This window comes from Bacillus sp. FSL K6-2971 (assembly GCF_038006405.1).
In the GTDB taxonomy this organism is placed as follows: Bacteria; Bacillota; Bacilli; order Bacillales; family Bacillaceae; genus Bacillus; species Bacillus pumilus.
Map to the genome: position 1 here is coordinate 2362069 of NZ_JBBOVD010000001.1, position 19703 is coordinate 2381771.

A 19703-nucleotide genomic window follows, 5' to 3' on the forward strand; every position below is an offset into this window, starting at 1 on the left:
CACTTGCCTATATGGCAAGTGCTTTTTTTTTAACGGTTTTGTCTAATCTTTTTAAGTGCTTCATATTTTCCATACTGCTTTTTTAGTTCTGTGTATAGCTCGTCCAGTTGAATGAAGCAGTGATATTGAGTCGGTTTTAGCAAAATGAACTCTAAACGTTCTGTCCAATTAATAGGAGCAACAGGAAATATCTCTTTCTTAATATGTTCCCAATCAAGCGTTTGCAGTCTCTCCCCTTTGATCCAGTAAAACATCGCAATCATACTGACAATCCCTTGCAGCATATCATCTTCTTCACACCGGGACTTTCTTGTTTGAAAACGAGGAAGCATTTTTTCTTTTAATTCATTCCACAGTTCGAACATCACAGGAACAAATTCTTCTGTTTTCTGCCATGGAAGTTCATCTGTTAAAGGTTCTGATGATAGATCATATGCGAGTGGATGATCTCTAAGTATGTCTACTCGACCGCCTTTCATCTCTACCTTTTTCCCTTTTAGTTTTTCGACATATGAGGAAAAAACAACTGCCCCGCTCATGCCAGCTTCACCAATCCTTTTTTCAGCCTCTTCTGCCCTTCTCTACACATATCAAGAAGCGGACAAGACTCGCACTGCGGACGTTGCGCCTTGCAGTGATATCTACCAAAAAAGATCAGGCGGTGATGCGTCACAGACCAATCTTCTTCTGGCACTTTTTTCATTAAGGTTTGTTCTACTTCGAGAACAGAATCCTTCCAGCGGCAGATTCCCAGTCGCTTGCTGACACGTTCTACATGTGTATCCACTGCAATTGCCGGCACCCCAAAAGCGACTGAAACGACGACATTTGCTGTTTTCCGGCCCACCCCAGGAAGCTTCACAAGCTCGTCCCGATCCTTTGGTACTTCGCCGCCATATTCTTCAATCAGCATTTTGCTCAACTTTTGAATGTTTTTGGCTTTATTTCGATAAAGGCCAATCGAACGAATATCTTGCTGCAATTCTTCAAGCGGTACACTTAAATAATCTTCTGGTGTTTGATATTTTTGAAATAACGTTTTGGTCACTTTGTTGACAAGCACGTCTGTACACTGCGCAGAGAGTGCTACAGCGATCACAAGTTCAAATGGATTCGAATGAACAAGTTCACACTCAGCCTCTGGAAACATATCTCCTATAATATCTAAACATTCATTGATTTGTTTTTTTGATAACATGACTTCTCCTTTATTGGTTATTGTTCCAGCCAATTATAAAAAGGAACTTGTCGCTTATATGTTGACGTCTCTTCTTTTGAAGGTGGCGTTTTTTGCTGAGAACGGAAATGCTGACTATGCTCTTTTGCTTCTTCCGCTGTTTTCAGCCCTTTCTTTTTCCACTCAAACAGAATTCGGTCGATATAACGGAAATTTAATTTTCCTGATAAAACCGCTTCTCTTAATGCTAGGCGAATCATTTCAGCATCATGATGATCTTGATCCATCCAGATCGAGAGTGTTTCTCCTTCAAGAGGAGAGAGCGGTCTGCCAAATTCATCTTCAAATAAAGCATATAAAGATTTTTCAGCCTGTACGTGAAGTTTTTGACCTTCCTTCGCTTGTTTTGCCTCTAAAAAGTCATACAGCACGCCCCATAAAGGCTCAACTGAGTAACGGTCATGCTGAATACCAGACCCATCTTCAAACGGCTGAATCGAAATAAATCCTTTTTGAATTAAATGCTGAACCATATACGCACACTCTTCAGCTGAAATGGTCATGCCATGGGATAGCTCTTCAAATGTTTGAAAGAACACACCTTGTTCTTCATTCATTTTAATCTTAAGCATCACCATCATTTGTGATTCATTCAGTCCTAACTGCTCATAATGAGCAATCAGCAAATTAGGCAAACTGGTCAAACCCATTTGCTGCATATTAATAAATTGCTGCCTATTCATCGGATACACCTCTTCACTTTAAGTATATCACGTTTTATTTCACGTGCCCCTTCAAAAAACGTTTGAAAAAGCCTCCATATGTTGGAGGCTTTCACGTCTTAAGGATATAAACGGTTTAATAATCTTGGGAAAGGAATGGTTTCACGCACATGCGGCGCTCCACTAATCCAAGCAACTGTACGTTCAAGTCCAAGACCAAAACCTGAATGCGGTACAGAACCATATTGTCTTAATTCTGTGTACCATTTATATGTTTCTTGATCTAGCCCATGTTCTTTCAATCTTGCTTCAAGCAGCTCTAGATCATGGACACGTTCAGAACCGCCAATGATCTCTCCGTAGCCTTCTGGTGCAATCAAGTCTGCACAAAGAACGACATCATCACGATCTGGTGCAGGCTGCATGTAAAATGGTTTTAATGATGTTGGATAATGAGTGATAAACACCGGTTTATCGTAGCTTTCAGCGATCGCTGTTTCGTGAGGCGCGCCGAAGTCATCTCCCCATTCAATATCGTCAAATCCTTTTTTTTGCAAGAATTTAATTGCTTCATCGTAAGTGATGCGCGGGAATGGTGCTTTGATATTTTCTAATTTTGCTGTATCACGGCCTAGTGTATGCAATTCCACTTTACAGTTTTCAAGTACACTTTGAACCACATGAGTCACATAATTTTCTTGATACTCAAGGTTTTCATTAAATTCGACAAAAGCCATCTCAGGCTCGATCATCCAAAACTCAATTAAATGACGTTTTGTTTTAGATTTTTCTGCTCTGAATGTTGGTCCGAATGAGAATACTTTTCCGAGTGCCATTGCCGCAGCTTCCATGTAAAGCTGTCCACTTTGAGAAAGGTACGCATCTTCATCAAAATATTTCGTCGCAAACAGCTCCGTTGTGCCCTCAGGTGCACTTCCAGTTAAAATTGGCGGATCTACTTTCACAAAACCTTCTTGATGGAAGAACTCATATGTAGCACGAATGATTTCGTTACGAATTTTCATAATGGCATGCTGCTTTTTAGAACGAAGCCATAAATGACGGTGATCCATTAAGAATTCTGTTCCATGCTCTTTTGGTGTAATCGGGTAGTCAGTTGCTTCGTGAATCACTTCAATGGATTTCACTTGCAATTCAAAACCAAGAGGTGAACGCTCGTCTTTTGTCACTTGTCCTGTCACATAGACAGATGTTTCTTGAGTGACTGATTTCGCAAGCTTAAAGACTTCCTCTTCCACTTCTGCTTTTACTACGACTCCTTGAATAAAGCCTGTCCCGTCACGCAGCTGCAAGAATGCAATTTTACCGCTTGAACGTTTATTGGCAATCCATGCGCCGATGGTTACATCTTCATCGACATGTTTGAACACTTGATTAATCGTTGTTTTCAACATAATTCCCTCCAAAGCCAGAAAGAAACTCACCTTTTCGATAGGTGTGATTCTTTTTTCATACATTTTATTATAACCGTTCTAAATCAGCATGGTCAACGCAAGACAGGAGAAACTATGGTGTTACATTTTTTTCCACGTGTCCTGTCGAGAAGTCGACATAGCTAAAGCTGTATTGATTGTTTTCATTTAAGTACGTCACTTCCCAAAGGAGTACGTCACCTTCTCTTGCTAATTGAACGTCCTTTAGCTTAGAGACCGTGTTCTCCTTTTGAACGGCTTGTACTGCTTGATTTGAGGTAATGCCTTCTTTTGCTTTTTTTGCAATCACTTTTTCTTTTTTGCTGGCAGGTACCCAAACATAGGTTGTTTCGTCTTGTTTGTTTTTCCCTTCAACAATAAATTGTTTTTCTTTTCCGACAAAGGTTTCTACTTGCTCCACTTGTACGATGTTTGCTTGTTTTTTTGCTCGTTCAATCGCCGCCTCATGACCTTGTTCTTTTTGCCCCATGGCAATCTGATAAATCCACGTAAAGCTGATGATGCCAATGAGCAAAACAAGAGCCACAACGGATGAAATGATCCAAACTATTTTTTTCATGTCAAGCTTCCCCTATGTGCGATATATTGTAAATATCGCTTGATTTTGATCTTCTTGATCTAATGCCAATCCAAACATGAGATCTTCTCTTTTTAGCGTTCTGTTCAATAAGTCAACAATTTTATACAGGTCCTCTGAATGCTTAATGTGAACAGTTGAAAGTACCTCTATTTTACTTTCCACTTCTAATTCCTCCTCGGTACGTAAATATTGTTAGTCATACTTTTCGGCGCGGGAACCGATACTATTTTTACAACGGAACACAAAAAGCCGTTACGATAAATTAACTCCAAACCCACACCAGCTAAAGGCCGCTTATGACAGCGGCTTTTCGTTGTTGAGTTTCTCTATATACGCCTCAAGTGATTCTTTTGACATCTCGTGGACCGGCGCATGAGGGAGTGATTCTAAAAATAGCTTTCCATATGACGCGGTTTTCACTCGGCGGTCTAAAATGAGCAATGTCCCTATGTCTTTTTCAGAGCGCAGCAAGCGTCCTGCACCTTGTTTAAAGGTTAACACAGCTTCTGGGAGAGCAACGGCTTTAAACGGGTTCTTTCCCTGTTTTTTAGCGGCATCACATTTTGCTTCAATGAGCGGTGAATCAGGCGGCCGAAACGGGAGACGTGCCATAATGACTGTTGTCAGCTCTGATCCAGGAAAATCGACACCTTCCCAAAAACTACCCGTACCAAGTAAAATCGCATGTTTTGCTAATTTGAACATCTTCGTTAATTTAACAGGGCTACCGCCCGTCAGACCTTGAGCAAAAAGGGCGGCTTGCATCCCTTCTGTTTTCAGTTCATCATATACTGCTTTTAACATCTCATGTGAATTAAATAACACCAATATCTTCGCTTGTTGTTGCTTTTCCATCATCTTAATGTACCGTACTGATTGCTTTACATAGTCGCGCTCATCACGATTCGTAATCGGCGGCATATCAGCTGGTACGATTACCTTGAGCTGTTTTTCAAGTTCAAACGGTGACTCAATCTGTACAAGATGCGGATAAAAATCCTGCAGACCAAATCGTTCTAAGCAATAATCAAAGCGACCATTGATTGTGAGTGTCCCTGATGTGAGGACAACACTTTTTTTGTTCATAAAAAATCGATCCGCTAAAAGCTCTCCAGTATCTAGCGGCTGTGCATGCATAAAGACAGCATTTTTGGCACCCTTTGCATCGATCTCAATCCAAACCGTTTCATCGTTTTTCGGTTCAAAAATGAATCGGTACAGCGTACTGCAAAATGTATGCATAAACGACATCACTTGATCGTATTCCTCTGCTTCAAACGCAAAGTGCTCTGTCAGCTGATCACTTTTTTGAAGAAGCTCGTTTTTTTGCTGTTCATATAGCTTTTCACAAGCAATTAACAAGGAACAAAGCTTACTTGCCGTCTCTTTAATCCGTTTCCACTGCGCATGCTTCGACTGATGACGGACTCTATGAATGAGACGATTGATGTCTGCTTTTGGTTTTGTCCTTTTGACAAAAGAATGAACGGTACTAAAGAAGGCGTCACTTTCCAGTTGAAGCTGATTGAGATACTCATCCATTTCGATAAAGGTGTCCGTCTGTAAGCCGGCACCGTGAAATCTCTTTTTGAGCTTCTTTAACAGACCGCCCTGCATGGAGCCAAGCTGCGTTAATTTCGCATGAAGCTGAATATACGACGCACTATCCCCTAGCGTTTCATTGGCTGTTTTCTCAAATTGGTGAGCCTCGTCAATCACATATACGTCAGCATGCTGAAAGATAGATGATGCTTCCGTTTGTGATAAGAGCAGGCGATGATTCGTTAAAATTAAATCGGCTGTTTTGGCCCTTCTTTTCGCACGCTCATAAAAGCAGTATTCTTTAAAGCGGCGCTTTTTCGATGTAAACGGCATGTGCACACACGAAATTCGGTCTTTTATATTGGCAGCTCCCGACGGTAAATTTAGTTCAGATAAATCACCCGTTTCTGTCACAAGGAGCCACATTAATATTTGCGCCTTCGTTAAGACCACATCATAGTTATCATCTTCCTCATGTAGCACATGCTCAAACTTATCTAAACAAATATAATGCGCCCGACCTTTGAATACACAGGCTGCTGGATCAAATGGAAGCAATTGATTTAAAATCGGCACATCACGCTGAAGCATTTGCTGCTGCAAAAGAATGGAATATGTACTAATAATGACAGGTTTTCCTGATTTCTTTGCTTCTAATGCAGCGGGTATGAGGTATGCGAGCGTTTTTCCAATACCTGGTGCCGCTTCAATTAAAGCATAAGCTCTTTCATGAAACACATCTCTCACTTTATTCATCATCTTGAGCTGGCCTTCTCTTACTTCATAACCTTCCACTGTTTGGGGAAGCTTCTTTTTGATCTCCTCAAACAGTTGTTCATCGTCTTCCCCTACTGAATCTGTCGTATCCTTTTCAGAATTGGTCACATCTTTTACAGCAAAAGAGCCGACTTCTACCAAAGAATCTTCGCGTCTAGCATCACTCGTTTCAAGCTGCTGGATTAAAAGTCCTATATCACTTAAGAGATAAGAGGATAATCTACGCAGCTGCTTTAGCACATTTGGCGGTGTATGTGTTAATTGATGTAGTAAGGTTAAAAATAACATGGCAGTAACTTCCGCATCACTATCCGCCCTGTGCGGGTGGTCATGTGGAAGCATGAGCTCTTCGCTTAATTCAGTGAGCTTATAGCCTTCAAGCTCTGGATAAAGAATTCTAGAAATTTCAACTGTATCAATCGCTAGCACATCCAGCTCATTTTTCCCGCATGCTTTTAGTTCATCATTTAAAAAATTCAAGTCAAAATGAACATTGTGCGCAACAAAATAAGCGCCTTGAATGAGATCATACACCTCTTGGGCAATGTCCTCAAAAAACACTGCATCGTCTACCATATGCTGCTGAATGCCTGTCAGCTGTTCAATAAATCCAGGGATTGCTTTTCCCGGGTTCACATATTTTGAATACCGTTCGACAATTTGTCCATTTTCAATGACCACCGCAGCAATTTGAATGATTTTATCACCCTTTTTAGGTGAATTTCCGGTGGTTTCAATATCAACGACAACAAACCTTTGATCGGCCATAAAATGGACACCTCAATTCCTCGTTCCACTCGAAGTGAAACACGCTCTGGGCAAAAATAGCTGAAACAGAACAGCTCCTTTTCTTAAACTGTTCTGTTTCATTGCAGCATGCGTTATAAAATCGTTCTCGCAGGCTCTTGCCCAATCATTTGTTCAATTTGATTTTCTTTATTTAACACGACCACTTTTGGTGTATGTGTCTTTGCTTCTTCTTCTGAAAGCATCCCATAAGCGATAATAATCACTTCATCCCCCGGCTGAACCAATCTTGCTGCTGCGCCATTTAGACAAATGACACCGCTCTTTCTTTCACCGGGAATAATATATGTTTCAAGCCTCGCGCCATTATGATTATTGACAATCTGTACTTTCTCATTTGCCATCATACCTGCCGCATCAAGTAAATCTTCGTCAATGGTGATGCTTCCTACATAATGTAAGTTTGCTTCTGTTACTGTCGCTTTATGAAGTTTAGAAGTCATAAAGGTTCTATACATGCTTTTCACCGCTTTCAGGAACATGGAATATCACATTATCAATCAGTCTTGCCCGTGAGAATTTCACCGCAATCGCAATGATGACCTGACCTGCTAACTGCTGAAGCGGCTCAAGCTCTGGATAGGAGTAAATCTCAATATAATCAATTTCCCCGCTCGTTTGAAGAATTTCTTCTTCTATCAACTGATAAATGCGACTGATGTCACGTTCACCTTTTTCAACCGCTGACTGTCCTTTTTTTAATGCGCGGTACAAAGCAGGAGCATCTTGTCTTTCTTTATCAGACAAGTACACATTTCTTGAACTTTTCGCTAAACCGTCTTCTTCCCTAACTGTCGGCACTGAGACAAGATGAAGATCAAAGAAGAAATCCTTGATCATCGCATCGATCACAGCGACTTGCTGTGCATCCTTTAGACCAAAGTATACATTTGTTGGTGCTACAAGATGAAATAGCTTTGTAAGCACAGTCACAACACCGTCGAAATGTCCTGGGCGTTTTTTCCCACATAAGACATCAGTCCGCTTTTGAACCGTCATCGTGATCGATGGTTCATTTGGATACATTTCTTTCACATCAGGTGTAAATAAAATATCTACCCCTGCTTCTTCTGCAAGGCGCTGATCTCTTTCCATATCCCTTGGATAGGATTCAAAGTCTTCGTTCGGTCCAAACTGCAAAGGATTGACAAAGATGCTCATTACCACAATGTCATTTTGATCCCTTGCTTCTTTCGCAAGCGTCAGATGTCCTTCATGAAGAAAGCCCATCGTTGGGACAAAGCCGATGGAATGCTGTTTTTCTTGATGCAGCTTGATCAATTCCTTCAACTCGTGAATATGGGTGACAACGTTCATTTTTTGATACCCCCATATAAACCATCAAGGACTTCTTCTTTGATATGAAATGTATGCTTGTCTTCTGGAAATGTGTGTGCTTTTACTTCTTTCGTATATTGAATAAGCGCTTCTTCTAATACAGTATCAATTTGCGCGTATTGTTTCACAAACTTAGGTGTTCTAGACACCCCGTATCCTACCACATCATGGTAAACGAGAACTTGTCCGTCTGCCTCAGCCCCTGCACCAATCCCGATCACAGGAATTTTCAGCATGTCGGTAATTCGTTTTGTCAGTTCACCAGGTACGCATTCAAGCACAAGTGCAATCGCACCAGCTTCCTCACATTTCAAGCTGTCTTCAATCAATTTCTGCGCACTTTCGTGGTCTTTTCCTTGCACTTTATACCCGCCAAGTACTCCAACTGACTGAGGTGTGAGGCCTAAATGACTGACGACAGGAATCCCGCCTCTTGTGAGAGCTTGAATGGATTCAAAAACTCCTTCTCCGCCTTCTAGCTTTAAGGCATCCGCACCGCTTTCTTGCATGATGCGTGCTGCGTTTTTCAATGTTTCTGCTAATGAATAATGGTAAGACATAAATGGCATATCCGTCACAATAAATGTGTCTTTTGCGCCTCTTTTCACTGCTTTTGTGTGATGAATCATGTCATCGATCGTGACTTGTACTGTCGAATCGAGTCCAAGTACAACCATCCCAAGTGAATCACCGACTAAGATCATGTCGACTTCCGCTTTTTCTGCTTGCTTTGCAGATGGATAGTCGTATGCTGTCAGCATTACAATCGGTTCATTTTGTTCTTTCATTTTGAAAAAATCTAGCTTTGTCTTCATTTGTTCCTCCTCATTCTGGAGAGGAAATGGCTTGCCTCACATCACATGTTTTGAACTCTCATGCGCGGCGAATCATCCCTCTGTCCAAGTCCCTTAGGATCAAGGCAGAAATTTATCAAATTTTTGTTTCTAACAGGTACAGCTCTTTTTCAGATACTGTCCACACGAAGTATATCAAAAATGTGCCGGGTGTTCCACTTAAGTTGACTTGATCTCGATGTCTGCGGAGTAGATTTTTTGGATCCCTTCCTCCGTTTCAAGCAATAAAACACCTTCTTCATTGATTCCGAGCGCTTTTCCAGTGTATTGCCCATTGACGGTGCGGGCTACAATATGCTGACCGATCGTCATCGCAAACGATTCCCATAATTGTTTAATGGGCGCAAATCCATGCTTCATATAATCAGCATACCTTTTTTCAAATGTGGACATGATCTGTTGGATGAGCGCAGCACGGTCCACTTTTTCATTCAGTTCCATTCGCAGGCTCGTGGCGACATCCTTTAGTTCATCCGGAAAGTCATCTGCCGTTTGGTTCACATTTATGCCCGGTCCAATAATCACCGCATGAACCTGGTCCGCCTCTGCTTTTAATTCAGTCAAAATCCCAACAACTTTTTTCCCTTTTAACAAAATATCATTTGGCCATTTAATAGAGGGACTGAGTCCTGTTTGCTCTGCAATGGCTTCTGCGATGGCTACAGATGCCAAAAGCGTCATCTGCGGCGCTTTGTGCAGCGGAATTTCAGGTCGTAGAATGAGACTCATCGAAATGCCTGTCCCATTTGGTGAATGCCACGTTCTTTGAAGGCGGCCTTTCCCGTTTGTCTGATGATCACTGACCACGATCGTGCCATGGGGCGCACCTTCATTTACAAGATCATGGGCAATCAGCTGGGTGGAGGCGACTTCTTTCTGAAAATAAATGTGCCTGCCAAAGCTCTCTGTTTCTAGACCAAACAGAATTTCGTCCTCACTGATTTTGTCCGGTTTACGTAGCAGACGATATCCCTTTCTTCTGACGGCTTCTACCTCATACCCCTCTTTTCTGAGGTCCTCTATATGCTTCCAGACAGCCGTTCGAGAACAGCCAAGCTCATCACAAATTTGCTGACTCGAGACAAAATCCTGGCTAGATGCTGTAAATAGTTCAATTAATCGTTTTCTAATTGCTGATCGCATGCTGTAAGCCACTCCTCTATGGCTTCTTTTCGGTTTTCTAAATGATTTTGCAGAACGGCTTTTTTCACCAAATCAAGCTCTTCTGCGATCCATTTTCCTGATGTCTTTTGCCGAAAGGCCATTAAATCTTTTCCTGAAACAGCGAGGTCTTGAAGCGTTTTAATCGGTAGTGCATCATAAGAACGCTTCGCTGCCTCCAGCTCGTCAAAGAAAATGCGACGCTCATGTATTAGCTGTGAGATCTTCAAGCTAGATAAGAGTACGTGTTCACCAGCCTCAAACATCTTCTCTGCATCCCAGTCACAATCGACGTATTGACTAATAGCCACAGCGTCTTTCAAAAGCTTTGTTGACAGCTTCCATTCTTTTAAGAAGAGCACAGCCTCCGCTTCATCTAAGCCAAGCAAATGGATGACAGCCCCCCATACTTCTTCCAGTCCATCCAGTAAATAATACGGAAATGACTGATAGGATTCTTGCAGACAATCCTTTTTGAGACCCGGCAATTCTTCATACAATTTGGTAGAAATGAGCACTTTGATCGCCCGCTCACAATAACGGCCTTTTAAAAGCTTTTCCATTTCAATCTTTTTACGTTCAACGGATATGTTGGCAAGGAGGTGCTTATCTTTTTCCATTGCTTCAGCCGTTTCTGCAGCGAGCTCAAAGCCAAGCTGGCTTAAAAAACGGACCGCTCTCATCATACGAAGCGCATCTTCCTGAAAGCGGCACGCAGGATCTCCTACGGTTTGAATTCGTTTCCGCTCAATATCCTGTTTGCCTCCTACATGGTCAATGATCTCCCCATTTATATCCATGGCCATCGCATTGATCGTTAAATCTCTTCTTAAAAGATCTTCCTTCAAGGATGTGATAAACGCCACTTCTTTCGGTCTGCGAAAATCTTCATATTCTGATTCAGTTCGAAACGTCGTCACCTCATAACTGATCCCATCATGTAACACAATGACAGTGCCATGCTCTTTGCCAACATCAACTGTTTTTTCAAACAAAGACTCGACCATATCAGGCGTTGCATCGGTTGCTATATCGATATCTCCGATTTCCCTGCCTAAAAGGACATCTCTCACTGCTCCGCCGACAAAGTAAGCCTGATGCCCATGTTCGTGCAGTGTATGTAAAATAGGGATCGCATGTGTGAATGGTTCATTCATGTTCATCATCACCTTCGATCAATTCTAGGTAAAGCTCTTCATATTCACTCACTATTTTTTCAGAAGAGAAATGGGCTTGAACGCTAGACTGGGCCGCCGCTGACACTTGCTCATGAAGCGCTTTGTCTTTGAGTAACGACACCGCATGTTTTGCTGCCCCGTCTATATCACCGAGCGGGACAAGAAATCCTGTCTCTCCATGTGCAATGACCTCTGGTATTCCGCCAACATCTGTTGCAATACAAGGGACACCGCAGGCCATTGCTTCAAGAAGTACAAGCCCAAAGCTCTCCTTCTCAGAAAGCAGCAGCTTCAAATCACTAATTGAATAAAGCTCCTCTACCTTCTCTTGCTTTCCTAAAAACAACACACGATCAGTTAGTTCCAGCTTTTTCACAAGATCGCATACGACCGACTTTTCAGGACCATCACCAATCAGCAGCAGCTTTGCATGCACCTGGTCAGAAATCTTTTTAAAGACATGAATCACGTCATGCACCCGCTTTACCTTTCGGAAGTTCGATACATGGATGATGACCTTTTCGTCCTGCATGAGACCATAATGTTTCTTCAGCACTTCATGATCTTCACGCAAATACACACGCTCATCGACGAAATTATGGATCGTATCAATTTTTTTATCCGGTTTAATCAGATCATACGTCTGTGCAGCTAATGAATGCGACACAGCTGTTACCCGGTCTGATGATTCGATGGCAAATCGAATCACTTCCTTTAAAGATGGATCATAGCCTAAAACCGTAATATCCGTCCCGTGAAGCGTGGTAACGACTTTCACTGTGTGTCCCGTCATTTGCTTCGCTAAGTACGCACAGACGGCGTGAGGCACCGCATAATGCGCGTGAATAATATCAAGCTTCTCTCGTTTTGCGACTTCTGCCAATTTACTTGCTAATGCAAGGTCATAAGGCGGATATTGAAAAACAGCGTATTGATTGACATTCACCTCATGAAAATAAATATTCGGATACACTTTATTGAGCCTAAACGGAATACTTGAGGTAATGAAATGAACATCGTGCCCTTTTTCAGCTAAACGTTTTCCAAGTTCCGTCGCAATAATGCCCGAGCCGCCGACACTTGGATAACAAGTGATTCCGACCTTCAGTTTTTTCATAATTACCCCCCAAGTAAGTCGTCATCGATCAAAAGTGGTTTCTTTGTGATAAACCCTTCTGCATAAGCTTTATTGACTTCCCTTCCATACATAGACTCTCTCATTTTGACAAAATCAATATAGCCGTTCACAAGAGGTGTCTCAACCGAATGCGCCGATTTCACAAATTGGCTTTGATACGCATGTAAGCTATCAATCTTTTGGTGCATTTCCTCAGAAATATCAATCACAAAATCTGGACGATGATGGCCGTTAATCATGTAATAATACATCTGACTTATTTTATGCGCTGGCTGCTTGTATGAATCTTCAAATTTATGTATACCTGCCGAAAAAGCAGCCTCTTCTACAAGTGAGCCCGCATGACCATGATCTGGATGCCGATCTTGGTGATGCGGAGCAAAAATTAGTTTCGGTTTGTATGTACGAATCACGCCCGCAATGTCCTTCATTGCTTCGTCATTTAAATAAAGCCCTCTGTCTGGCAGCGTGAGCTGGATTCTCGTTGACACGCCTAAAATGGCGGCAGCCGCTTTTGCTTCCTCTTTACGGCTCTCTACCGTTCCATTCGAAGATAATTCGGCCTGGGTCAAGTCGCAAATCCCGACACGCGCCCCTTTTTTTACGTATTTTGCAATCGTTCCGCCCATTCCGATCTCTACATCATCGCTATGGGCTCCGAATGCAAGGATATCAAGTCGTTTCATTTGTTCCTCCGTTTTTTGCTACATCTCGAAAATCAAACGTACCTTTATTTAAATTCCTGACTAAAATTTCAGCGGTCCCCATATTGGTGGCAAGTGGAATGGTATACACATCGCAAAGCCGAATGAGTGCAGATACATCTGGTTCATGCGGCTGCGCGGTAAGCGGGTCTCTAAAAAAGAGTACAAGGTCCATTGCATTATCAGCAATTAAAGCACCAATCTGCTGATCTCCTCCAAGCGGCCCTGACTGGAAACGATGAATGGGAAGCCCCGTCGCTTCTTTCACTCTCAAACCTGTTGTCCCTGTTGCGTAAAGTGTATGATTTGCCAATATATCACGGTACGCAATGGCAAATTGGATCATGTCACTTTTTTTCTTATCGTGAGCGATTAAAGCAATGTTCATCAGGAATCCACTCCTTATTAGTCGATGATATTTTCTAAACCATAGACGAGCTGATCAATGTGCATAACCTGTTCAACTGAAAGCTTTACACCTGACATAAATGAGGCACGATTATAAGAATCATGACGAATGGTGAGCGTCTGTCCGTCCATTCCAAACAGTACTTCTTGATGTGCGATCATACCCGGAAGTCTTACGCTGTGCAGACGGATACCGTCATAATCTGCGCCTCGTGCACCTTCGATTAATTCTTTTTCTTCTGGATGTCCTTGCTTTTTGCTTTCTCTGACTTCTGCAATCATTTCAGCTGTTTTAAGCCCAGTACCGCTCGGAGCATCTAGTTTTTTATCATGATGAAGCTCAATGATTTCAACGTCAGGAAAGTAATTCGCTGCCATTTTGGCAAACTTCATCATTAAGACCGCACCGACAGCAAAGTTTGGCGCAATAATACAGCCTATGCCCTTTTCTTCTGTTAATTGCTGTAGCTCTTTCAGGTCAGCTTCAGAAAAACCAGTGGTTCCGACAACTGGACGCACGCCATGTTCAAGCGCCTTTTTTGTATGTACTTTCCCGATTTCTGGTGTCGTCAAATCAATTAATACATCAGGTGCTGTCTCTGAAAGACACACATCAATATCTGTATAAATCGGCGCCTCAGATGTCGTATGAATCACATCAGATAATTTTTTTCCTTCGTGCGCGTGATCAAGGGCTGCCACAAGCTCAAAATGGCTCGTTTCTTCTGCCAGCTTCACAGCTTCTATCCCCATTCTTCCTCTTGCTCCAGCGATTACTACTTTGATGGTTTGGTTCGTCATCGTCTCTACTTCCCTTCTTTTTTCGTCCAGCGGTCTTTGTCTCTTGTATTGAATTTATGCATCACACGATCATGTGCTTCCTCTAGTGATATATCTAGTGAATTAGCGAGACATGTTAACACAAACAAAACATCGCCAATTTCTTCTTCCATGCTTTTTTCTGTTTCCGTTGTTTTTTTCGGCTTTTCTCCATAGTAATGGTTGACCTCTCTTGCTAGCTCACCTAATTCTTCTGTCAGACGGGCCATCATGGCAAGCGGGCTGAAATAGCCTTCTTTAAATTGTCCTATGTAATCATCTACTTCTTGCTGCACGTGACGCAGCGTTTTTTCATTCGTCATGAAGCTCATCCTCCTATCCATCTCTTACATGTTAGCGAAATCATAAATATTTGACAAATGTTTAAAACTCAGTTTGCTTGTTTCTCTCCCATACCATATAATATTATCGCTGTCTAAGCAAAAAAAGGAGTGGTCTCTTGCTAAAAGAAATTCGTCTTAAAAATATCGTCTTTATTTTAATAGGATCTGCGATTTTTTCTTTCGGTCTTGTTCATTTTAATATGCAGAACAACTTGGCGGAAGGCGGATTTACAGGTATTACACTGCTTTTATATTTTCTATTCCACATTGACCCATCCATTTCAAACCTTGTCTTAAACATTCCGATCTTTTTTATCGGCTGGAAAATGCTCGGCAGAACCATGTTTACTTATACAATTGTAGGGACCGTCAGTCTTTCTGTCTTTCTTGCCATTTTCCAGCGCTTTCAAATACATATGCCTCTCCAGCACGATTTGGCCCTAGCCGCGCTCTTTGCTGGTGTGTTTATCGGAACAGGCCTCGGGATCATCTTTAAGTTCGGCGGTACTACCGGCGGTGTGGACATCATCGCAAGACTCATCAACAAGCATTATCAGGTAGCTATGGGACGAACAATGTTCATCTTCGACGCTTGCGTCATTACGATTTCTCTTACTTATTTAAATTACAAAGAAGCCATGTATACACTCGTCGCAGTATTTGTTGCTGCGAAAGTCATTGACTTCATGCAAGAAGGCGCTTACGCAGCCAAAGGCGCCATGATCATATCTGAAAAAGATGACATCATTCAAAAGAAAATCACAGAGGAAATGGAGCGGGGTGTGACCATTTTAAAAGGGGTCGGTTCCTATACAAAACAGGAACGCAACGTTCTTTATTGCGTCGTCCCGAAAAATGAACTTGTCCATCTCAAAAGCGTCGTGACCTCAGTCGATCCTCATGCGTTTGTATCCGTCAGTGACGTGCATGATGTGCTTGGTGAAGGCTTCACATTAGATGAACACAAAAAGCCGCTCAATCCGCATTAAAAAAAAGAAGCCCAAAAATGGTGCTTCTTTTTTTATGATTTCGGATAATCAACTTGTCGCTTTTGCTTCTTCTCTTTTTCAGCACGGTATTTCCGAAATCCAACATACGTTAACGTTAATAAAATGATGCTTCCTGTTGTTAAAATGACCCATAAAAGCGATGGGTCAGCCTCATCTTGATCAACGTGGGCAAACACACTCGATAAATCTTCTTCAAGCTTCGTGAGGCGCTCAAGCTTTGTCCCACTTGATGCTTTTAAAAATTCACCTTGCTCAATCACTTCCATATGCTGCTTAATCGTTTGCAGCTTTTCAGGCGAAACATCAATGGTTAAACTCGGATAGATCATATCGTATAAAGAAACCAGCTCATTCCAAGTTTCATAAAACGTCGTTGACTCCGGATCCTTCACTTCTTTTTTCAACGTAGGAAAAGACCCCATAATGGGCTTCTCCAGCGAACCCCAAAGAGGCTCAGAGTCTGACTGGATCGCATCGAGCAGCATTCTAAACTGAGAGGCATAACGAAGCTTTTCGCGCTCATTCAATTCTTCCTGCGGCAGCCCTTTTATGATATCTTGATAGCCAACTGTAATTTGCCGAATCTGCGTATTTGTCAGCGTTCCGCGCCAATTCTCAGCTTTAAATGTCTTTTCAACATACAATGCGACCTGTAACGCCTCATCATATTTGGCTTGTCTCGTTAATTGAAAGATTGAATCTGATAGTTCCGTTAATTCTTGCAGCACACTAGCGGCTGTTTCCTCGCCTTTGGCAACAGATGGCTGTAATACGAGAAAAAATAATAGAATCATCGCGATTGGCTTTCGTTTCATGCAAGTCCCTCCTAGCCTTTCTCCATACAGCGTATGAAGAAAAGGACAAGGTTAGACCAAGATTGTTAAGGGAGTTCGAGCTTGACCGATTTTTTCGATAGGACGAAATAATACGAAACAAGAAGAACGGCAATGCTTAACCAAAACGTGACGTAGCCGATCTCGTTTGTATAGGCAGACAGCATAGAATAACGCGGCATCATACCAAATACATAATCAATCACATCGTTATGTAAAATCCATATGCCAGCTACCACCAAATGACGCATTTTAAAACGATAATACGGTGCAAACAATACGGCTTGAACCGCCATCGCAAAGTGGGACCCAATCAGCATGTACCCTTCCCACGGAAAATCATCCACAGATAAAAGGACAAAGATATTCATTCCTACAGCCCATAACCCATACTTCATTAAGGTCACGAGGGCAAGTGCTTCAAAATAAGGAGCGTTTCGTTTCATCAAAAACGCAAGCAGAACAAATAAAAAGAAAAAGCTTGCCGTTGGACTGTCTGGAACAAAAGCTAAAAAGATAGCCGGCGTCTCTACAAGCTGTGGAATATACCAATAGTAGCCGTACACAGTGCCAAGGAAATTGATCATCAAGACTAGCACAAGCATATAGCGTGTGGCTAGCAGATATTGAATCCATCTCATACGTCTCTTCACTCACGATCTATTAAAATCAGAAAAAAGCTGACAGCGCCAGCTTTTTCTCTTTTGAGTATATCCTTGTACTTGCATTTAAACAACTGAATTATTTAGATTTGACCTCAGATAAATATTTAGACAGCTTTTCAAGTTCTTCATCGCTGCCTTTAAAGATACCCTTAGGCATGTTGCCTTTACCTTCAACAGCGATTTTAGCGATCTCCTCAAGTGCAAGACCATTGTCAACAAGTGACGGCCCGGCTGCTCCGCCCTGCATGTTATCCCCGTGACAGGAGATACATGTCTGCTCCTGATAAATTTTATACTCTTCCGCTGAGGTATCAATCTCTGCTTCTTTCTTAATTTCACCTTGCTTTGCCGCTGCTTCCCAATCATGAGTAGCAACAGACTCCCACGTTAAATATGTTGCTGCGCCGACTGCAAGGATCATCATCCCCACTGCAACCGGTCTTCTATACGGTCTGCGTTCAGGACCAGAATCAAGAAATGGTGCGAGCAACAGTGCACCAAACGCAATCCCAGGCATAATCATCGCACCAACTACCGTATAGCCACCTGCAGCAAATTCATATTTTAATAACTGGTACAAGAATAAGAAATACCAGTCTGGCAGCGGAATATAGCCGGTATCTGTTGGATCAGCCATCCGCTCAAGCGGAGGTGCATGAACCACAGTTAGGACAAGAAATCCAATTAAAAAAACGGCACCTACAAGCCATTCCTTTAAAAGAAAGTTCGGCCAAAAGGCTTCTGTTTTTCCCGGATATTCGGAATAGTCTTTAGGTATGTTAGGTTTTCTTTCTGCCGGAATTCTAGAGTCTCCGACAAACTTCATCCCTTTTCCCCTATGCAAAGTCATCCCCTCCTCATTGAACATTCATCAAACGCAAATTTTTTATAGCGGTCCAGAAATTCCTTGCTTACGAATCATAATAAAGTGGGCAGCCATCAGCCCAAATAATGCCGCTGGCAAGAAAAAGACATGGATAGCGAAAAATCTCGTCAGCGTTTGTGCCCCTACAATGTCAGGATGACCTGCAAGCAGCGTTTTGATCTCTTTACCAATGAAAGGCGTCGCTTCTGCAATTTGAAGACCAACCTTCGTTGCAAATAGCGCCTTCATATCCCATGGCAAGAGATAACCTGTAAAACCAAGTCCAAGCATCACAAAGAAAATGAGCACACCAACAATCCAGTTGAGCTCTCTAGGCTTTTTATACGCCCCTTGGAAAAAGACCCTTAGCGTATGTAAAAACATCATGACAATAACTAAACTCGCACCCCAGTGGTGCATCCCTCTGACAATCTGACCAAATGCCACTTCATTTTGTAAATAATAGACAGATTCCCAGGCGTTTTTAATATCCGGCACGTAATACATCGTTAAAAACATGCCCGAAAGGACTTGAATGACTGTCACAAAAAACGTTAAACCGCCAAAACAGTACACAAAAGCGGAGAAATGATGTGCTGGATTGACATGCTCTGGCACCTCATGATCCGCAATATCTCTCCATATTGGTGTAATGTCTAGCCGCTCATCTACCCAATCATAAATCTTGTTAAGCATCGTTACCCTTCCCCTTTCGGCACAGCTTTTCCAAGATAGAGGTATCCGTCCTTCACTTGCTGCTTATAATGGTCAAGCGGTGCAAGTGGCGGAGTTCCGGGTACGTTTGTACCATCCTTGTCGTACAGCCCATAGTGGCATGGGCAGAAAAATTTGTTTGGATTTTTCGGATCACTGTTCCAGTTCACTGTACATCCTAAATGTTTACAGATAGGCGATAAAGCGACAATTTCATCCCCTTCTTTGTACACCCATGCTGACCTAGATTCCTTTGACTCATACCATGCATCTACTTGATCAATTTTAAAGTCAAAGCGCTTCGGTTCCTTCGTCAGTTCATCTACACTGACAACTTGAACCATATCCTGATCCTCTGTTCCTTTTAGCACAGGGTCAAGCGCAAAGCGAACCATAGGCATGAGCATTCCAGCGGCCATAAATCCCCCCACGCCGGTCAACGTGTAATTCAAAAATTGACGTCTGGACACTCCATGTCTCTTCTCGCTCATTTTTTTCTCCCCCCCTCAGGTCGTCAGCTACTTTATAACTGAATTAGAAAAAATTTCATAAAACTAGGACACCCTCATAATATATCAATCTATTCACAAGGTCAACAGCCTAAAAAGCTATG

General features: G+C 42.2%; 23 protein-coding genes. 1 reads left to right on the forward strand and 22 read right to left on the reverse strand.

Going from position 1 to position 19703, the window contains the following annotated elements:
• Positions 1-29: 29 nt before the first annotated feature.
• The 17 genes from MHI33_RS12480 to MHI33_RS12560 all read right to left on the reverse strand — a co-directional run bounded on the left by MHI33_RS12480 (position 30) and on the right by MHI33_RS12560 (position 14982).
• On the reverse strand, positions 30-539 hold the full coding sequence (locus tag MHI33_RS12480; protein WP_185108500.1) for a YpoC family protein: 510 nt from the start codon (positions 537-539) through the stop codon (positions 30-32).
• On the reverse strand, positions 536-1198 hold the full coding sequence (nth, locus tag MHI33_RS12485; protein WP_034661035.1) for an endonuclease III: 663 nt from the start codon (positions 1196-1198) through the stop codon (positions 536-538). Before nth ends, MHI33_RS12480 begins: the two co-directional genes overlap by 4 nt.
• Positions 1199-1215: 17 nt before the next feature.
• Positions 1216-1920 carry a DnaD domain-containing protein gene (locus MHI33_RS12490; RefSeq protein ID WP_065098288.1) on the reverse strand — a complete coding sequence of 235 codons (705 nt, stop codon included), beginning with the start codon at positions 1918-1920 and terminating at the stop codon, positions 1216-1218.
• A gap of 98 nt (positions 1921-2018) precedes the next feature.
• A complete protein-coding gene (asnS, locus tag MHI33_RS12495; protein ID WP_185108498.1) occupies positions 2019-3311 on the reverse strand; it encodes an asparagine--tRNA ligase in 1293 nt (430 codons plus the stop codon).
• A 115-nt stretch (positions 3312-3426) separates the two neighbouring features.
• A complete protein-coding gene (tseB, locus tag MHI33_RS12500) occupies positions 3427-3912 on the reverse strand; it encodes a cell wall elongation/penicillin-binding protein regulator TseB (RefSeq protein WP_113767354.1) in 486 nt (161 codons plus the stop codon).
• 12 nt (positions 3913-3924) lie between these two features.
• A complete protein-coding gene (locus MHI33_RS12505; RefSeq protein WP_003215469.1) occupies positions 3925-4095 on the reverse strand; it encodes a YpmA family protein in 171 nt (56 codons plus the stop codon).
• A 132-nt stretch (positions 4096-4227) separates the two neighbouring features.
• Positions 4228-7020, reverse strand: a complete 2793-nt coding sequence (gene dinG / locus MHI33_RS12510) for an ATP-dependent DNA helicase DinG (protein ID WP_185108496.1) — start codon at positions 7018-7020, stop codon at positions 4228-4230.
• A 113-nt stretch (positions 7021-7133) separates the two neighbouring features.
• Positions 7134-7517, reverse strand: a complete 384-nt coding sequence (gene panD / locus MHI33_RS12515) for an aspartate 1-decarboxylase (protein WP_034620444.1) — start codon at positions 7515-7517, stop codon at positions 7134-7136.
• Positions 7510-8376 (reverse strand): pantoate--beta-alanine ligase, encoded by an 867-nt coding sequence (panC, locus tag MHI33_RS12520; RefSeq protein ID WP_185108494.1) that lies wholly within the window; start codon positions 8374-8376, stop codon positions 7510-7512. The genes panD and panC overlap by 8 nt, the downstream gene beginning before the upstream one ends.
• Positions 8373-9212, reverse strand: coding sequence for a 3-methyl-2-oxobutanoate hydroxymethyltransferase (panB, locus tag MHI33_RS12525; protein WP_217012308.1), 840 nt, complete (start codon positions 9210-9212; stop codon positions 8373-8375). Before panB ends, panC begins: the two co-directional genes overlap by 4 nt.
• Before the next feature lie 198 nt (positions 9213-9410).
• Positions 9411-10394 carry a biotin--[acetyl-CoA-carboxylase] ligase gene (locus MHI33_RS12530; protein ID WP_065098294.1) on the reverse strand — a complete coding sequence of 328 codons (984 nt, stop codon included), beginning with the start codon at positions 10392-10394 and terminating at the stop codon, positions 9411-9413.
• Positions 10367-11569 carry a CCA tRNA nucleotidyltransferase gene (locus MHI33_RS12535; RefSeq protein WP_340911719.1) on the reverse strand — a complete coding sequence of 401 codons (1203 nt, stop codon included), beginning with the start codon at positions 11567-11569 and terminating at the stop codon, positions 10367-10369. Before MHI33_RS12535 ends, MHI33_RS12530 begins: the two co-directional genes overlap by 28 nt.
• A complete protein-coding gene (gene bshA / locus MHI33_RS12540; RefSeq protein ID WP_126741098.1) occupies positions 11562-12707 on the reverse strand; it encodes an N-acetyl-alpha-D-glucosaminyl L-malate synthase BshA in 1146 nt (381 codons plus the stop codon). The genes MHI33_RS12535 and bshA overlap by 8 nt, the downstream gene beginning before the upstream one ends.
• A gap of 2 nt (positions 12708-12709) precedes the next feature.
• A complete protein-coding gene (bshB1, locus tag MHI33_RS12545) occupies positions 12710-13414 on the reverse strand; it encodes a bacillithiol biosynthesis deacetylase BshB1 (RefSeq protein ID WP_050943856.1) in 705 nt (234 codons plus the stop codon).
• Positions 13401-13820: a methylglyoxal synthase gene (gene mgsA, locus MHI33_RS12550; RefSeq protein WP_050943855.1), complete on the reverse strand. Its 420-nt coding sequence runs from the start codon at positions 13818-13820 to the stop codon at positions 13401-13403. The genes bshB1 and mgsA overlap by 14 nt, the downstream gene beginning before the upstream one ends.
• A 17-nt stretch (positions 13821-13837) precedes the next feature.
• Entirely contained in the window at positions 13838-14641 is an 804-nt protein-coding gene (dapB, locus tag MHI33_RS12555; RefSeq protein ID WP_058014826.1) for a 4-hydroxy-tetrahydrodipicolinate reductase, read from the reverse strand.
• Positions 14642-14646: 5 nt separating this feature from the next.
• Positions 14647-14982: a nucleotide pyrophosphohydrolase gene (locus MHI33_RS12560; protein WP_003215805.1), complete on the reverse strand. Its 336-nt coding sequence runs from the start codon at positions 14980-14982 to the stop codon at positions 14647-14649.
• A 137-nt stretch (positions 14983-15119) separates the two neighbouring features.
• Here MHI33_RS12560 and MHI33_RS12565 point away from each other — a divergent pair, with 137 nt between their 5' ends.
• On the forward strand, positions 15120-15992 hold the full coding sequence (locus MHI33_RS12565; protein WP_003215598.1) for a YitT family protein: 873 nt from the start codon (positions 15120-15122) through the stop codon (positions 15990-15992).
• 32 nt (positions 15993-16024) lie between these two features.
• Here the strand turns inward: MHI33_RS12565 and ypjB are convergent, their stop codons facing one another.
• From ypjB to MHI33_RS12590, 5 genes are all read right to left on the reverse strand, one after another.
• Positions 16025-16828 carry a sporulation protein YpjB gene (gene ypjB / locus MHI33_RS12570; protein ID WP_106067089.1) on the reverse strand — a complete coding sequence of 268 codons (804 nt, stop codon included), beginning with the start codon at positions 16826-16828 and terminating at the stop codon, positions 16025-16027.
• Between the two features lie 65 nt (positions 16829-16893).
• Positions 16894-17487 (reverse strand): DUF1405 domain-containing protein, encoded by a 594-nt coding sequence (locus tag MHI33_RS12575; protein WP_113387110.1) that lies wholly within the window; start codon positions 17485-17487, stop codon positions 16894-16896.
• A gap of 100 nt (positions 17488-17587) precedes the next feature.
• On the reverse strand, positions 17588-18355 hold the full coding sequence (locus tag MHI33_RS12580; RefSeq protein WP_340911730.1) for a menaquinol-cytochrome c reductase cytochrome b/c subunit: 768 nt from the start codon (positions 18353-18355) through the stop codon (positions 17588-17590).
• Positions 18356-18397: 42 nt separating this feature from the next.
• Positions 18398-19072: a menaquinol-cytochrome c reductase cytochrome b subunit gene (qcrB, locus tag MHI33_RS12585; RefSeq protein WP_003215804.1), complete on the reverse strand. Its 675-nt coding sequence runs from the start codon at positions 19070-19072 to the stop codon at positions 18398-18400.
• Between the two features lie 2 nt (positions 19073-19074).
• Positions 19075-19581, reverse strand: coding sequence for a ubiquinol-cytochrome c reductase iron-sulfur subunit (locus MHI33_RS12590; RefSeq protein ID WP_007500911.1), 507 nt, complete (start codon positions 19579-19581; stop codon positions 19075-19077).
• Between the last annotated feature and the right edge of the window lie 122 nt (positions 19582-19703).

What these genes read in the sequence shown, in the direction of transcription:
- MHI33_RS12480 (WP_185108500.1), bottom strand. Translation starts at nt 539, where the DNA reads ATGAGCGGGGCAGTTGTTTTTTCCTCATATGTCGAAAAACTAAAAGGG.
- nth (WP_034661035.1), bottom strand. Translation starts at nt 1,198, where the DNA reads ATGTTATCAAAAAAACAAATCAATGAATGTTTAGATATTATAGGAGAT.
- MHI33_RS12490 (WP_065098288.1), bottom strand. Translation starts at nt 1,920, where the DNA reads ATGAATAGGCAGCAATTTATTAATATGCAGCAAATGGGTTTGACCAGT.
- tseB (WP_113767354.1), bottom strand. Translation starts at nt 3,912, where the DNA reads ATGAAAAAAATAGTTTGGATCATTTCATCCGTTGTGGCTCTTGTTTTG.
- dinG (WP_185108496.1), bottom strand. Translation starts at nt 7,020, where the DNA reads ATGGCCGATCAAAGGTTTGTTGTCGTTGATATTGAAACCACCGGAAAT.
- panD (WP_034620444.1), bottom strand. Translation starts at nt 7,517, where the DNA reads ATGTATAGAACCTTTATGACTTCTAAACTTCATAAAGCGACAGTAACA.
- panC (WP_185108494.1), bottom strand. Translation starts at nt 8,376, where the DNA reads ATGAACGTTGTCACCCATATTCACGAGTTGAAGGAATTGATCAAGCTG.
- panB (WP_217012308.1), bottom strand. Translation starts at nt 9,212, where the DNA reads ATGAAGACAAAGCTAGATTTTTTCAAAATGAAAGAACAAAATGAACCG.
- MHI33_RS12530 (WP_065098294.1), bottom strand. Translation starts at nt 10,394, where the DNA reads ATGCGATCAGCAATTAGAAAACGATTAATTGAACTATTTACAGCATCT.
- MHI33_RS12535 (WP_340911719.1), bottom strand. Translation starts at nt 11,569, where the DNA reads ATGAATGAACCATTCACACATGCGATCCCTATTTTACATACACTGCAC.
- bshA (WP_126741098.1), bottom strand. Translation starts at nt 12,707, where the DNA reads ATGAAAAAACTGAAGGTCGGAATCACTTGTTATCCAAGTGTCGGCGGC.
- bshB1 (WP_050943856.1), bottom strand. Translation starts at nt 13,414, where the DNA reads ATGAAACGACTTGATATCCTTGCATTCGGAGCCCATAGCGATGATGTA.
- mgsA (WP_050943855.1), bottom strand. Translation starts at nt 13,820, where the DNA reads ATGAACATTGCTTTAATCGCTCACGATAAGAAAAAAAGTGACATGATC.
- dapB (WP_058014826.1), bottom strand. Translation starts at nt 14,641, where the DNA reads ATGACGAACCAAACCATCAAAGTAGTAATCGCTGGAGCAAGAGGAAGA.
- MHI33_RS12560 (WP_003215805.1), bottom strand. Translation starts at nt 14,982, where the DNA reads ATGACGAATGAAAAAACGCTGCGTCACGTGCAGCAAGAAGTAGATGAT.
- ypjB (WP_106067089.1), bottom strand. Translation starts at nt 16,828, where the DNA reads ATGAAACGAAAGCCAATCGCGATGATTCTATTATTTTTTCTCGTATTA.
- MHI33_RS12575 (WP_113387110.1), bottom strand. Translation starts at nt 17,487, where the DNA reads ATGAGATGGATTCAATATCTGCTAGCCACACGCTATATGCTTGTGCTA.
- qcrB (WP_003215804.1), bottom strand. Translation starts at nt 19,072, where the DNA reads ATGCTTAACAAGATTTATGATTGGGTAGATGAGCGGCTAGACATTACA.
- MHI33_RS12590 (WP_007500911.1), bottom strand. Translation starts at nt 19,581, where the DNA reads ATGAGCGAGAAGAGACATGGAGTGTCCAGACGTCAATTTTTGAATTAC.